We start from the raw sequence: 14,509 nt of genomic DNA, 5'->3' as shown, positions 1-14,509 counted from the left end.
ATGAATAAAGAGATTTTGCTGGTCGTTGACGCTGTGTCCAACGAGAAGGCTGTTCCCCGCGAGAAGATCTTCCAGGCTCTGGAGACTGCGCTGGCGACTGCGACCAAGAAAAAATACGAAGGCGAGATTGAAGTTCGCGTCGAGATCGATCGCAAGACCGGTGACTACGACACCTATCGCCGCTGGGTAGTGGTGGCCGATCAGGCCTCCATGGAGAACGCTTACGGTGAAATCACCCTGGAAGCGGCCCAGATAGATGACCCCGAAATCCAGGTGGGTGAGTATGTTGAAGACCAGATCGATTCTGTCACCTTCGACCGCATCACCACCCAGACCGCCAAGCAGGTTATCGTGCAGAAAGTGCGCGAAGCCGAGCGTTCCCAAGTCGTTGACCAGTTCAAGGACAAGGAAGGCACCATCATCAGTGGCGTGGTCAAGAAGAGCAACCGTGACAACGTGATCCTGGATCTGGGCAGCAATGCCGAGGCGGTGATCTTCCGTGACGACATGCTGCCGCGCGAGACCTTCCGTCCGGGCGACCGCATCCGTGGCCTGCTCTATGCCGTACGCCCCGAAGCCCGTGGTTCCCAGCTGTTCGTCAGCCGTTCCAGCCCGGACTTCCTGAAAGAGCTGTTCCGCATCGAAGTGCCAGAAATCGGCGAAGAGATGATCGAAATCATGGGCGCCGCCCGTGATCCGGGTTCCCGCGCCAAGATCGCGGTCAAGACCAACGATCGTCGTATCGACCCGATCGGTGCCTGTATCGGCATGCGTGGTGCCCGGGTGCAAGCCGTCTCCGCCGAGCTGAGCGGTGAGCGTGCCGACATCGTGCTGTACGATGACAATCCCGCTCAATACGTGATCAATGCCATGGCGCCGGCCGATGTGGCCTCCATCATCGTCGATGAAGACAACCACACCATGGACATCGCCGTGGAAGCCGCCAACCTGGCCCAGGCCATCGGTCGCAACGGTCAGAACGTGCGTCTGGCGTCCCAGCTGACCGGTTGGGAGCTGAACGTCATGACCGTCGAGGACATGCGTTCCAAGCACCAGGCCGAGAACGATCGCATCCTGACCCTGTTCACCAGCGCCCTGGACATCGACGACGATTTCGCCGGTCTGCTGATGGAAGAAGGTTTCTCCACTCTGGAAGAGATCGCCTTCGTACCCGTCAATGAGCTGCTGGCCATCGACGGTCTGGACGAAGACATGGTGGAAGAGCTGCGCAAGCGTGCCAAGGATGTCCTGACCACCAAGGCCCTGGCCAAAGAAGAATCCTTCGACGGCGTAGAGCCTTCCGAAGACCTGCTCAATCTGGCTGGCCTCGGTCGCGACATGGCATATGCCCTGGCCGCGCGCGGTGTTGGCACCCTGGAAGATTTGGCAGAGCAAGGTATCGACGACCTTGCCGACATTGAAGAGCTGACCGCTGAGAAAGCCGGTGAGCTGATTATGGCTGCTCGCAATATCTGTTGGTTCGGAGAAGAGCAGTCTGAATAAGATCAAACGGAGGAAAATGAATGGCAGAAGTATCAGTCAAACAACTTGCCACTGACATCGACACGCCGGTTGATCGTCTTCTCCAGCAGTTTGTCGATGCCGGTATCAGCAAGAGCAAGGCCGACGACCTCGTCAGCGAGTCTGAAAAACAGACTCTGCTGGCTCACTTGAAAAAACAGCATGGAGGTGACGAGCTCACCGCACCTGCCCGCATGACTTTGCAGCGCAAGACCAAGAGCACCATCAGTGTTCAAGGGACCGGCGGCAAGAACAAAGAAGTGCAGGTTGAAGTGCGCAAGACTCGCACCTATGTAAAACGCTCGGCGCTGGAAGATGAACAGCGTCAAGCGGAAGCCGAGGAAACAGCGCGTTTGGAAGCAGAAGAAAAAGCTCGTCACGAGGCCGAAAACAAGGTCCGTCTCGATGCTGAAGAGAAGGCTCGCCGTGAGGCTGAGCAGGCTCGTCGTGAAGCTGAGGAAAAGGCGCGGATCGAGGCACAATCAAAGGCTCGACAGGCTCCACAGCCCGCCAAAGTAGCCGCTAGCACAGCTCAGCAAGAGGCAGAAAAGATGGCCAAGCGCGAAGCAGAAGAACTGAAGCGCCAACAGGAACAAACCGCTTTGCAAAAAGCAGAAGAACTCGCCGCGAAGAAAGCCGAAGAGGCTCGCGTCATGGCGGAACAGAACGGCCCTCGCTGGGCTGAAGAAGAAGCTGCTCGCGCCAAAGAGAGCAGTGATTACCATCTGACCACCAACAAGCATGCGCAAGCCGCAGAAGACGAGTTGGACCGGAAGGAAGAGACCAGTCGTCGCACTGCTGCTGCAGCAGTCAAGGCCCCGAAAAAGGCCACTCGCCGCGAAGACGACCGTGACTCCCGCAACCCTCGTGCCCGCAAAGGCAAGCGCGGCAAGATGGCCATGCCAAACGCCATGAAGCACGGCTTCAACAAGCCGGCTGCCGTGGTGAACCGTGACGTGGTGATCGGCGAGACCATCACAGTGGCCGAGCTGGCCAACAAGATGGCCGTCAAGGGTGTCGAAGTCATCAAGGCGATGATGAAGATGGGCGCCATGGCCACCATCAACCAGGTGATCGATCAGGAAACTGCTCAGCTGGTCGCCGAGGAGATGGGCCACAAGGTGTTGCTGCGTCGTGAGAACGAGCTGGAAGAGGCGGTACTGTCCGATCGTGACGAGACCTCCGAAGCCAAGCCGCGCGCTCCGGTCGTGACCATCATGGGTCACGTCGACCACGGCAAGACCTCGCTGCTGGATTACATCCGCAAGGCCAAGGTCGCCGCTGGCGAAGCCGGTGGCATCACCCAGCACATCGGTGCCTACCACGTCGAAACCGACAGTGGCATGATCACCTTCCTGGATACCCCAGGTCACGCTGCCTTTACCTCCATGCGTGCTCGTGGTGCCAAGTCGACCGATATCGTGGTACTGGTCGTGGCTGCCGATGACGGCGTCATGCCGCAGACCATCGAAGCCATCCAGCACGCCAAGGCGGCAGAAGTGCCCATCGTGGTGGCGGTCAACAAGATCGACAAGCCTGAAGCGGATCCGGATCGCGTCAAGACCGAGCTGGCCCGTTACAACGTCATGTCCGAAGACTGGGGTGGCGATAGCCAGTTCGTGCACGTCTCCGCCAAGTCTGGCGAAGGCATCGACGATCTGCTGGAAGCCATCCTGATCCAGTCCGAAGTACTGGAGCTGAAAGCGGTTGTCGATGGCATGGCCAGCGGCGTCGTGATCGAGTCCTTCCTGGACAAGGGTCGTGGTCCTGTTGCTACCGTGCTGGTACAAGAAGGTACCCTGCGCCAGGGCGACATCGTTCTGTGTGGTCTGGAATACGGTCGGATTCGTGCCATGCGTGACGAACTGGGTCGCGAGATCAAGGAAGCGGGCCCGTCCCTGCCGGTCGAGATCCTGGGTCTGTCCGGGGTGCCGTCTGCCGGTGACGAAGCTACCGTCGTACGTGACGAGAAGAAGGCCCGTGAAGTGGCACTCTATCGTCAAGGCAAGTTCCGCGACGTCAAGCTGGCACGCCAGCAGAAGGCCAAGCTGGAAAACATGTTCGCCAACATGACCGAGGGCGAAGTGTCCGAAGTGAACGTGGTGATCAAGGCCGACGTACAGGGCTCCGTACAAGCTATCTGCGATTCGTTGGTCCAGCTCTCTACCGAGGAAGTCAAGGTCAAGATCGTGGGTTCAGGGGTCGGTGGTATCACCGAAACCGACGCCACCCTGGCCGCGGCATCCAGCGCCATCCTGGTGGGCTTCAACGTCCGTGCCGACGCTTCTGCGCGCAAGGTCATCGAATCCGAGAGTCTGGATCTGCGTTACTACTCCGTCATCTATGATCTGATCGACGAAGTGAAGCAGGCCATGAGCGGCAAGCTGGCCCCTGAGTATCGTCAGGAGATCATCGGTCTGGCTGAAGTGCGTAGCGTCTTCAAGTCACCGAAGTTCGGCGCCGTTGCCGGCTGTATGGTTACCGAAGGTGTGGTCAAGCGTTCCAACCGTATCCGTGTTCTGCGTGAAAACGTGGTCATCTATGAAGGCGAGCTGGAGTCCCTGCGTCGCTTCAAAGATGACGTCAACGAAGTCCGCAACGGTTACGAGTGTGGTATCGCGGTCAAGAACTACAACGACGTACGCGAAGGCGACCAGATCGAAGTTTACGAGACTGTTGTCATTCAACGGACTCTGTAAGCCGAGCATTAGACAAAATAGGGGGCTGCGGCCCCCTTTTATCGCAGGATAGAAATATGGCCAGAGAATTCAGCCGGACCAGCAGGGTCGGCCAGCAGATCCAGCGCGAAATTGCACTGATCTTGCAGCGTGAGGTGAAAGACCCGCGCATCGGCATGGTAACCGTCTCGGACGTGGAAGTGTCCAAGGACCTTAACTACGCCAAGATATACGTCACCTTCTTGCAGCTGGATATCGATGCCGAGCGCATCGCGGAAGGGCTCAAGGGCCTGACCGAAGCAGCTGGCTACATCCGCAGCCTGCTCGGCAGCGCCATGCGCCTGCGGGTGGTGCCCGAGCTGCGTTTCTACTACGACCAGACCCTGGTCGAGGGGATGCGCATCTCCAACCTGGTGTCCAACACAGTGCGTGACGACAAGCGTCGCATGGCCGAAGCCGGCCGTGAGGAAGACGAAGCCGCGCCGGATGATACAGAGGATAAAGCCTGAGATGTCTCGTAGACGCCGTTTCAAGGGTCGTGACGTACACGGCATCCTGCTGCTGGACAAGCCGACCGGTCTGACCTCCAACGATGTGTTGCAGAAGGTCAAGCGTATCTACAACGCCGCCAAGGCCGGTCACACCGGTGCCCTGGATCCGCTGGCGACCGGCATGCTGCCGATCTGTCTCGGTGAGGCCACCAAGTTCTCCCAGTATCTGCTGGAGGCGGACAAGCGCTATGAGGTGACCGCCAAGCTGGGCGAGCGCACCAACACCAGCGACTCCGACGGCGAGGTGGTCTCCACCCGGCCGGTGAACGTGGCCCTGGGTACCCTGATCGAGTCGCTGGACCAGTTCCGCGGCCCCATCATGCAGGTGCCATCCATGTACTCCGCCCTCAAGCACAACGGTCGCCCGCTCTATGAGTACGCCCGTGAAGGCATCGAGATCGAGCGGGAAGCCCGTCCCATCACTGTGTTCGAACTCAAACTCCTGAGTTTTGAAGGGGATGAGGTGCGGCTGGAGGTGCATTGCAGCAAGGGTACCTACATTCGCTCCCTGGTGGACGATCTGGGCGAAGTGCTGGGCTGTGGTGCACACGTCAGCCAGCTGCGTCGTACCCAGGTGGCGAACTACCCCTATGAGCGGATGCTGACCCTGGATCAGCTCGAGTGCATCTTCGAGCAGGCCAAGGCCGAGAGCATTCCGCCGCGGGAACAGCTCGATCCCCTGTTGCTGCCGATGGACACCGCCGTGGCGGCCCTGCCCGAGGTGAACATGCTGGCGGCGGTGGCTGCCTATGTGAACCAGGGTCAGGCCGTGCAGGTGGCCGGTGCCCCGCAAGGCGGCCAGGTCCGCATGACGGTCGGTCCTGAGCGCGAGTTCATCGGCGTCGGCGAGATCGACGACGAAGGGCGGGTCGCCCCCAAGCGGCTGGTACGTTATCACGACGAACAAGACGAGGAGTGATCCTCAGGCGGTATCGGGGCAGCTCGTCCATCGCACATCTTTCCCGTCGCGCGTCTTTCTCGTTGCGAAAGGGGGCGGGTGCGATTATGATACCGCCCTCATTTCACGGCTGAATTAGAGATTGGCTGTGAACCTTTAAACACTCTACTGGAGTAATACCATGTCTCTAAATGCTGAGATCAAAGCTTCCATCGTTGCTGACAACGCTCGTTGCGCCAACGACACTGGCTCCCCCGAAGTGCAGGTTGCCCTGCTGACTGCCCAGATCAACCATCTGCAAGGTCACTTCAAAGAGCACGCCAAGGATCACCACGGTCGTCGTGGTCTGCTGCGCATGGTTTCCCAGCGTCGCAAACTGCTGGACTACCTGAAGCGTAAAGATGTTCAGCGTTACGCTGCTCTGATCGCCAAGCTGGGTCTGCGTCGTTAATCGACCATCAGATTTCGCGAAAAAGGGGAACCGTGAGGTTCCCCTTTTTTATGGATCATTTTTATCGCGCTGCAAAGCGTTGCCTGCCTCACAGAATGTGTGCCACCGCTTACCTTTTGGTTCGAATCAAGTATACTTGCACGCGAATTTAAAGAGCCAAATTGTAAAAAGGAAATTCACGTGAATCCTATTGTAAAGTCATTCCAGTACGGTCAACACACCGTTACCCTGGAAACCGGTGTGATGGCCCGTCAAGCCACTGCGGCCGTAATGGTCAGCATGGACGATACCTGCGTATTTGTGACCGTCGTTGGCAAGAAAGAGGCCGATCACGGCCGTGATTTCTTCCCGCTGACCGTCAACTACCAGGAGCGTACCTATGCTGCTGGTCGTATCCCGGGTGGTTTCTTCCGTCGCGAAGGCCGTCCGAGCGAAGGCGAGACCCTCATCTCCCGTCTGATCGACCGTCCTATTCGTCCGCTGTTCCCGGAAGGCTTCCTCAATGAGGTTCAGGTGGTTGCCACCGTCATGTCCGTGAACCCGGCCGTGTCCCCCGACATCGTTGCCATGATCGGTGCCTCTGCTGCACTGGCCATCTCCGGCATCCCGTTCGGCGGCCCGATTGCTGCTGCCCGCGTCGGTTACATGAACGGCCAGTATGTGCTGAACCCGACCACTCAGGAACTGCCGCAGAGCGATCTGGACCTGGTCGTCGCCGGTACCGCCAACGCGGTGCTGATGGTGGAATCCGAAGCGGCCATCCTGTCCGAAGAAGTGATGCTGGGCGCCGTGGTCTATGGCCACGAGCAGATGCAAGTGGTGATCAACGCCATCAACGCATTCGCCGCCGACGTGGGTACCCAGCCGTGGGATTGGACCCCGCCTGCGACCAACGAAGCGCTGAAGGCCAAGATTGCCGAGCTGGCCACCGCCGAGCTGGGTGAAGCCTACCGCATCACCGAGAAGGCCGTGCGTTACGCCGCCATCGGTGCCATCAAGCAGCGTGTGGTCGAGCAGGTCATCGCTGCCGGCGTGGAAGACGATGCCAAGAAGATTGGCGAAGAGTTCCACAGCCTGGAAAGCCGCATCGTCCGTGGCCGTGTGGTCCGTGGCGAGCCGCGTATCGATGGTCGTGATCCGGAAATGATCCGCGCCCTCTCCGTCGGCACCGGCATCCTGCCGCGCGCTCACGGCTCCGCCCTGTTCACCCGTGGTGAGACTCAGGCCATCGTGGTTGCGACCCTGGGTACCGAGCGTGACGCCCAGAACATCGACGAGCTGGCTGGCCACCGCGCCGACCGCTTCATGCTGCACTACAACTTCCCGCCGTACTGCGTCGGCGAGACCGGCATGATGGGTAGCCCTAAGCGTCGTGAGATCGGTCACGGTCGTCTGGCCAAGCGCGGCGTTGCTGCCGTGATGCCGAGCGCCGCCGAGTTCCCGTACGTGGTGCGCGTGGTGTCTGAAATCACCGAATCCAACGGTTCCTCCTCCATGGCCTCCGTCTGTGGTTCCTCCCTGGCGCTGATGGATGCGGGTGTGCCGATCAAGGCCTCCGTTGCCGGTATCGCCATGGGTCTGGTGAAGGAAGAAGAAGGTTTCGTCGTGCTGTCCGATATCCTGGGTGACGAAGATCATCTGGGCGACATGGACTTCAAGGTGGCCGGTACTACCCAGGGTATCACCGCGCTGCAGATGGACATCAAGATCGAAGGCATCACCAAAGAGATCATGGAGATTGCCCTCAAGCAAGCCCGTGGCGCTCGCCTGCACATCCTGAAGGTAATGGACGAAGCCATCCAGGCTCCCCGTGCCGAGATCTCCGATTTCGCCCCGCGCATCCACACCATCAAGATCAATCCTGAGAAGATCAAGGACGTGATCGGCAAGGGTGGTTCCGTGATCCGTGCCCTGACCGAAGAGACCGGCACCAACATCGAGCTGGATGATGACGGCACCGTCCGCATCTCCGCCGTTGCCAACGAAGCCGCCATGGAAGCCATCCGTCGCATCGAGGCCATCACCGCCGAGATCGAAGTGAACCGCATCTATGAAGGCAAGGTTGTGCGTCTGGCCGATTTCGGCGCCTTCGTCAACATCCTGCCGGGTAAAGACGGTCTGGTACACATCTCCCAGATCACCGATGCCCGCGTGCAGAACGTGGCCGACTTCCTGAAGATCGGTGACGTTGTGAAGGTGAAGGTACTGGAAGTGGATCGTCAAGGCCGCGTGCGTCTCTCCATCAAGGAAGCGAATGCACCGACCGAAGCCGCCGCCCCGGTTGCTGACGTGGCCGTTGCCGCCGTCGAAGAGCCGACTGCCGAATAAGGCTGCCGTGCCGTCAAGAAGCCGACCTCAGGGTCGGCTTTTTTGTGCCCGCGTCTCGGCGGCGTTGTTTCTTATGAGCCCCTCTGCTACAACAGTGGGCTCCCCGTGCGACGGGTAACAAGGAGCAGTACGATGTCGTGGGCCCTCCTCAGGCAGTTTCCCCCCCTGGTCTGGACCGTGATCCTGGGCACCTTCCTGGTGCGCACCAGCTATTACATGGTCTGGCCCTTTCTCTCCATCTTGCTCTATCGGGAGTATGCGCTCTCGGCCACCAGCATCGGTGCCATGCTGGGCGCGAGTGCGGCGCTCTCGACCCTGACCAGCTTCTACGGCGGCTGGCTGTCGGACCGGCTGGGGCGGCGCAACATCCTGCTGGCGGGCTGCCTGGTCGCGCTGCTCTGCTATGGCCTGCTCGGTTTCTCCCACTCGGTGCTCTGGTTGGGGCTCGGGGTGATCGGTAGCGGCCTCGCCTCCGGGCTCATCGATGCCCCCGGCAAGGCGCTGATGGCCGATAGCCTAGATTCCCCCAAGGCCCGCGAGCTGGCGCTGCACCTGCGTTACTTCCTGCTCAACCTGGGGGCGGCGATCGGACCTCTGCTCGGGGTGACCCTCGGCATCAGCGCCCAGCAGCAGACCTTCCTGCTGCTCTCCGGCAGCTATCTGTTGCTGGGCGCAGCCTTTGTCTGGGGCTTTCGTCGGCTGAGGAAGCAAGAGGTGCGTAGCAGCGGGCTGGGCCTGCGCGATGCCATCAGGGTGCTGTGGCTGGATCGGGGCTTTCTGTTGCTGGTGATGGCCAACCTGCTGATGGTGCTGGTCTATTCCCAGTTTCATTCGCCGCTGGTGCAGTACCTGACCCGGGCCGAGACCCCCGAGGTGGCGCGGCTGGTCGCCATCCTGGTGACGATCAATGCGCTGACCGTGGTGGTGCTGCAATTCCCGCTGCTGCATCTGCTCGCGCGCTGGCCGGGCAAGGTGCGGCTGCAGCTCGGCATCATGCTGTTTCTGGGGGCTCAGGTGCTGTTTGCGCTGGGGGATCCCGCCCAGTGGTCGCACTGGATCGGGGCCGTGCTGCTGCTGAGTGTGGGGGAGACCATCTTGTTCCCGCTGCTCAACGTGCTGATCGATCAGATGTCTCCCCCTCATCTGAAGGGGAGCTATTTCGGGGCCGGCGCTTTAGCCGGACTGGGCGGCGCCATAGGGGCCGTGCTGGGGGGCTGGATCATCGAGCAGTGGAGCGGGCAGTCGCTCTACATCCTGATGACGCTGCTCTGTGTGCTGACTTCCTTGCTGTATGCCTGGGGAGCGCGGATCCCGCGCCCCGCCCTGGCGAGATCCGGCGCCGGCTCCTGACGGCTAGAAGCTCAGCACCTTGTCGGCCGCCAGGGTCCACTGGGCCAGCAGGGGCAGGGTGCCTATCTCTATGCCCTCGATGAGGGGCAGGGTACTGATGCCGCGTGCGTCTGTGCAGCTCTTGCACAGCCGGATCGCGGTGCCCTGTGCCAGCAGGATCTCCAGCATCTGGCGCAGGTTGTAGCCCTCGGCCGGCGCCTGGCTCGCCAGCGCGGCGCCGACGGCGTCGGACATCAGGAACAGTTTCAGGATGACGCCGCCCTGCTCGTTGAGGGCGATGGCAAGGCGCAGGGCATTGAACAGGGATTCGCTGCCGTAGGGGGCACCGTTGGCGATGATGACGAACTGTTGCTTCATGTGAGACTCCATGCTGAAAGCCGTTATTGTAGCGCCATCTCGCGGGAACTGGCGTGATGTTGCGCAAACCCTGTCGTACCCTTTGAGTCTTCGGCTTGACCCGGGGAGATGAGTCGGGTCTGATAGGCGGCCATCAAAAATGGCAGGTTCATGAGGTTGTTATGTGGAAGTTTGTCGGAATTAGCATGCTGTTGTTGGCCGGTCAGGCCTATGGCAGTGAGGAAATTGGCTGCAAGGCGCAGCATCAGGCCGTGACCGAGCAGCTGGCCTTTGCCAAGGCCCATGACAATGGGGCCCAGGTGGCCGGGCTTGAGCAAGCCTTGCGCAACATCGAGGCCCATTGCACCGATGCCGGCCTGCTCAAGGAGCAGCAGCAAGAGGTCGCCAAGCAGAAGGAAGAGGTAAACGAGCGACTGCTCGATCTGCAGAACGCCCGGGTGTCGGGCAAGCCGGACAAGATCGCCAAGAAGCAGGCCAAGCTGGAGGAGGCGCAGGCCGAGCTGCTGGAGGCCCAGCGCAAGCTGGAGGCGTTGCAGAAACTGGTCAAACCCTGACATCGCTGTTGTGTCATAAAAAAAGCCGGGATCTCCCGGCTTTTTTTATTCGTTGACGGTGCATGTCGACCAACGTCTCCAGCAACCGCTCCTCGGTCCCCACATGAGCGGGGTCTCGGATGATGCAGTCTCTGAGCCGCAGACGCCGAGACCGACGTTACGGCCTGTGCATGCCGACAAACTTATCCAGCAACTGCTCTTCTGTTTCCACGTGAGCGGGATCCGGAGGATGCAGTCCACAAGGCGCAGACGCTGATGCAAATTTTACTGCCTGTGCATCAGAACAAACTTCTCCAGCAACTGCTCTTCGGTCTCCACGTGAGCGGGATCCCAGATGATGCAGTCGATGGGGCAGACGCTGATGCAGGTGGGCTTCTCATAGTGGCCGACGCATTCGGTGCAGCGATCCGGGTCTATCTCGTAGATCTTGTCCCCCAGGCTGATGGCCTGGTTCGGACACTCGGGATCGCACATGTCACAGTTGATGCACTTGTCGGTGATGAGCAGCGCCATCTCAGGCCGCCGAGTGCGGCTGGCGGGTATCCTGACGATCGCCGAGGTTGCGCAGTAGTATGCCGTAGTTGATGTCGATCTCTTTCGGGACCGGCACATAGACCACGTGGCCGTTGCCAGGCGCCGTGTCGATGAGCTCGCCCTTGCGGTTCTGCATCTGCTCCAGGTTGAAGCTGACGTTGCCCTGGGGCGTCATCAGCTCCAGGCTGTTGCCCACCAGGAACTTGTTCTTCACTTCCACTTCCACCATATCGCCCTGACGGCCGGTGATCTCGCCGACGAACTGCTGGGTGTCGGAGACGGAGTAGCCGTAGTCGTAGTTCTGGTACTCACTGTGGTTGTGGCGACGCAGGAAGCCCTCGGTGTAGCCGCGGTGGGCCAGATTCTCGAGGGTACCCATCAGGGTCGGATCGAACGGACGACCGGCGACCGCATCGTCGATGGCCTTGCGATAGACCTGGGCGGTGCGGGCACAGTAGTAGAAGGACTTGGTGCGGCCTTCGATCTTGAGGGAATGCACCCCCATCTTGGTCAGACGCTCGACGTGCTCGACGGCGCGCAGATCCTTGGAGTTCATGATGTAGGTGCCGTGCTCATCCTCGAACGCCGTCATGTATTCGCCGGGACGGTTGGACTCTTCCAGCAGCACCAAGGCATCGGAGGGCTTTCCGAGCCCCAGGGTGTTGTCCGGACGCACTTTGATCGGCTCCTGACGGTGGACTATCTGGCCCACGTCATCTTCCTTGCCCTCGTGCACCTTGTACTCCCAGCGGCAGGAGTTGGTGCAGGTGCCCTGGTTGGGGTCGCGCTTGTTGATGTAACCGGAGAGCAGGCAGCGGCCGGAGTAGGCCATGCACAGAGCGCCGTGGACGAAGACTTCCAGCTCCATCTCTGGCACCTGCATGCGGATCTCTTCGATCTCGTCAAGGGAGAGCTCGCGGGACAGGATGGCGCGGGTCAGGCCCATCTGATGCCAGAACTTCACCGTGGCCCAGTTGACCGCGTTGGCCTGCACCGACAGGTGGATGGGCATGTCCGGGAAGGCTTCGCGCATCATCATGATGAGACCGGGGTCGGACATGATCAGCGCATCCGGCTTCATCTCCACCACGGGGCGCATGTCGCGGATGAAGGTCTTGAGCTTGGAGTTGTGGGGCTGGATGTTGGCCACCACGTAGAACTGCTTGCCGAGCGCGTGCGCCTCGTTGATGCCGAGTTGCAGATTTTCGTGATCGAATTCGTTGTTGCGTACCCGCAGGCTGTAGCGGGGCTGGCCCGCATAGACGGCGTCGGCGCCATAGGCATAGGCGTAACGCATATTCTTGAGGGTACCGGCGGGGGAGAGCAATTCTGGTCTGAACATGTTGGACTCTTTCTATCTGATTGCAAATCAGGACGGCGCCACCTGATGGCGTCGTATAGGTTGATGGCGTTGCGCGACCGTACTCGACGCACGGCCACCCAAAGCGGGTACACCCTGAGCACTAAATGGCTCGATACTGCGGATATACGGGGTGCGAGATTGTACTCGTCACAGGCCCATCATGCAATTTGAGCCGGCGGGCAGGATGAGTATCCTTGTTCATTTTACGCTCAGACAGCCGATGCTAGCGTGTCAGGGACCCGGTACGGGACATAGTTGGGCGATAAATAGATCTTTTCCTCTAAAAAGCCCATCTCCAAGTTGAAATTTTGTCCGACTCGGGAAAGAATGCGCGCTCGGTATTGGCCTCGGGCGAGAGCGACTCGTGACAAGGGACAGACCGAGGATGAACCGGCTTCAGGCCAACAGGTACAGGAAACCATACAGGAACTTTATGAATCCCCTTCGCTTTGCCGCTTCGGCCCTTTTATGTACTCTGACCCTGGTCAGCCAGCAGGCCGCAGCCGTCGAGTACGCGCTGCCTGCCGACAACAGCCGTCTGATCGGCGAGAACCAGGAGTACGTAGTGCCCGCGGACAATCGCCCGCTGGAGCAGATCGCCTCCGACTTCCAGTTGGGCCTGACCAACATCATGGAAGCGAACCCGGGCGTCGACCCCTATCTGCCGACGCCGGGTAGCAAGCTGACCATACCCCATCAGCTGATCCTGCCGAATGCGCCCCGTGAAGGGATCGTCATCAACGTGGCCGAGATGCGGCTCTACTACTACCCGAAAGGCCAGAACGTGGTGCAGGTGCTGCCCATCGGCATCGGCCAGCTGGGGGTGAATACCCCGGAGAACTGGATCACCAAGGTGGAGCGCAAGCGTGCCAACCCGACCTGGACCCCGACCGAGAACATCCGTCGTCGTTACGCCGCCCAGGGCAAGACCCTGCCCGCGGTCTGGCCGGCCGGTCCCGATAACCCCATGGGTCTGCACGCCCTCTACATCGGCAACCTCTACGCCATCCACGGTACCAACGCCACCTTCGGCATCGGTCTGCGGGTGAGCAGCGGCTGTGTGCGCCTGCGCGCCGACGACATCAAGTACCTGTTCGACAAGGTGCCGGTCGGTACCCGCGTCCAGTTCGTCAACCAGCCGGTGAAGTCCACCATCGAGCCGGATGGCGGCCGCTACATGGAAGTCCATGAGCCGCTCTCTCGCAACGAGGCGGAGTTCAACTCCACCGAGTCTGTGCCACTGCCCATGACCCCGGCCATCAGCCGCTTCATCGCCCACGCCGAGAGTGACTCCAACGTGGTCAAGCAGGTGCTGGAACAGCGTACCGGCATGCCGACCCGCCTCAACCCGCAGGTCTGAGCGTCTCGTCAAGAGACCCGATAACAACAACGGCGACCCCAGGGTCGCCGTTGTTGTTTGTCAGGCCGCTCAGGCTGCGGGCGGGGCATAGAGCGCGAGCCGGTTGCCCTCGGTGTCTTCGATGATGACCCGGGAGCCGTGGCCGCTGCCGATGGCGTGCAGGGGCTCGAGCACCCGCCCGCCGAGCCGGGGGATCATCTGTTCTGCTTCTTTTATCCTATCCCCGAGGGAGAGATAGATGAGGGGGCCGGTGCCACCGGGCTGGTGGTACTCATCCATGGGGCCGAGGCAGGCCGCCGCGTTGTTGCCATCGTGGCGCAACATGGCGAAACGCATCTCCTCCTCCTGTATTGGCGTGACCGGCACGTCGAGCAGGGCCGAATAGAAGGCCATGGCACGATCCAGATCCCGTGTCGGAATGTCGGCCCAGACCAGAGTGTTGTCCATCTTCGTATTCTCCAGACGTTCCCGGCCGATGCGGCCGGTGGCTCTTAGAGGGTAGGAGCGGCCGCAGAGGGGCGCCAGCAGTGAAAAAACGGCGCCTGATGGCGCCGTTTTGGAGTG

The 14,509-nt window shown here is 60.5% G+C and carries 13 protein-coding genes; 9 read left to right on the top strand and 4 right to left on the bottom strand.

Annotated features, from left to right (window positions below; genetic code table 11):
- The 7 genes from nusA (at position 1) to KW825_RS14065 (ending at position 9,777) form a co-directional block, all read left to right on the top strand.
- Positions 1–1,503 carry a transcription termination factor NusA gene (gene nusA / locus KW825_RS14095; RefSeq protein WP_042652787.1) on the top strand — a complete coding sequence of 501 codons (1,503 nt, stop codon included), beginning with the start codon at positions 1–3 and terminating at the stop codon, positions 1,501–1,503.
- Positions 1,504–1,523: 20 nt separating this feature from the next.
- Positions 1,524–4,220 (top strand): translation initiation factor IF-2, encoded by a 2,697-nt coding sequence (gene infB / locus KW825_RS14090; protein ID WP_042652786.1) that lies wholly within the window; start codon positions 1,524–1,526, stop codon positions 4,218–4,220.
- A 56-nt stretch (positions 4,221–4,276) separates the two neighbouring features.
- Positions 4,277–4,708 (top strand): 30S ribosome-binding factor RbfA, encoded by a 432-nt coding sequence (gene rbfA / locus KW825_RS14085; RefSeq protein WP_033131613.1) that lies wholly within the window; start codon positions 4,277–4,279, stop codon positions 4,706–4,708.
- Between the two features lies 1 nt (position 4,709).
- The gene (gene truB, locus KW825_RS14080; protein WP_218290556.1) at positions 4,710–5,669 is read left to right on the top strand and encodes a tRNA pseudouridine(55) synthase TruB; all 960 of its coding nucleotides are present in this window, start codon (positions 4,710–4,712) and stop codon (positions 5,667–5,669) included.
- A gap of 160 nt (positions 5,670–5,829) precedes the next feature.
- Entirely contained in the window at positions 5,830–6,099 is a 270-nt protein-coding gene (rpsO, locus tag KW825_RS14075) for a 30S ribosomal protein S15 (RefSeq protein WP_005317514.1), read from the top strand.
- Positions 6,100–6,279: 180 nt separating this feature from the next.
- Positions 6,280–8,427 (top strand): polyribonucleotide nucleotidyltransferase, encoded by a 2,148-nt coding sequence (gene pnp / locus KW825_RS14070; RefSeq protein ID WP_218329564.1) that lies wholly within the window; start codon positions 6,280–6,282, stop codon positions 8,425–8,427.
- A 105-nt stretch (positions 8,428–8,532) separates the two neighbouring features.
- Positions 8,533–9,777 (top strand): MDR family MFS transporter, encoded by a 1,245-nt coding sequence (locus KW825_RS14065; protein WP_371315813.1) that lies wholly within the window; start codon positions 8,533–8,535, stop codon positions 9,775–9,777.
- A 3-nt stretch (positions 9,778–9,780) separates the two neighbouring features.
- Here the strand turns inward: KW825_RS14065 and KW825_RS14060 are convergent, their stop codons facing one another.
- The gene (locus KW825_RS14060; protein ID WP_042652781.1) at positions 9,781–10,134 is read right to left on the bottom strand and encodes a DsrE/DsrF/TusD sulfur relay family protein; all 354 of its coding nucleotides are present in this window, start codon (positions 10,132–10,134) and stop codon (positions 9,781–9,783) included.
- A 161-nt stretch (positions 10,135–10,295) separates the two neighbouring features.
- Here KW825_RS14060 and KW825_RS14055 point away from each other — a divergent pair, with 161 nt between their 5' ends.
- Positions 10,296–10,688 carry a DUF1090 domain-containing protein gene (locus KW825_RS14055; RefSeq protein WP_042652780.1) on the top strand — a complete coding sequence of 131 codons (393 nt, stop codon included), beginning with the start codon at positions 10,296–10,298 and terminating at the stop codon, positions 10,686–10,688.
- Between the two features lie 264 nt (positions 10,689–10,952).
- Here the strand turns inward: KW825_RS14055 and KW825_RS14050 are convergent, their stop codons facing one another.
- Positions 10,953–11,201 carry a YfhL family 4Fe-4S dicluster ferredoxin gene (locus KW825_RS14050; protein ID WP_218329562.1) on the bottom strand — a complete coding sequence of 83 codons (249 nt, stop codon included), beginning with the start codon at positions 11,199–11,201 and terminating at the stop codon, positions 10,953–10,955.
- 1 nt (position 11,202) lies between these two features.
- A complete protein-coding gene (yegQ, locus tag KW825_RS14045) occupies positions 11,203–12,564 on the bottom strand; it encodes a tRNA 5-hydroxyuridine modification protein YegQ (protein WP_218329561.1) in 1,362 nt (453 codons plus the stop codon).
- A 454-nt stretch (positions 12,565–13,018) separates the two neighbouring features.
- Here yegQ and KW825_RS14040 point away from each other — a divergent pair, with 454 nt between their 5' ends.
- Positions 13,019–13,945, top strand: a complete 927-nt coding sequence (locus KW825_RS14040; RefSeq protein ID WP_218329560.1) for a L,D-transpeptidase family protein — start codon at positions 13,019–13,021, stop codon at positions 13,943–13,945.
- A gap of 69 nt (positions 13,946–14,014) precedes the next feature.
- Here KW825_RS14040 and KW825_RS14035 read toward each other — a convergent pair whose 3' ends face one another.
- Positions 14,015–14,392, bottom strand: coding sequence for a VOC family protein (locus tag KW825_RS14035; protein ID WP_218329559.1), 378 nt, complete (start codon positions 14,390–14,392; stop codon positions 14,015–14,017).
- Positions 14,393–14,509 lie beyond the last annotated feature (117 nt).

The organism is Aeromonas sp. sif2433 (assembly GCF_019218705.1).
Classification (GTDB): Bacteria; Pseudomonadota; Gammaproteobacteria; order Enterobacterales; family Aeromonadaceae; genus Aeromonas; species Aeromonas encheleia.
Note: the sequence above shows the minus strand (reverse complement) of the source record. Positions and strands in the feature narration are given on the sequence as shown.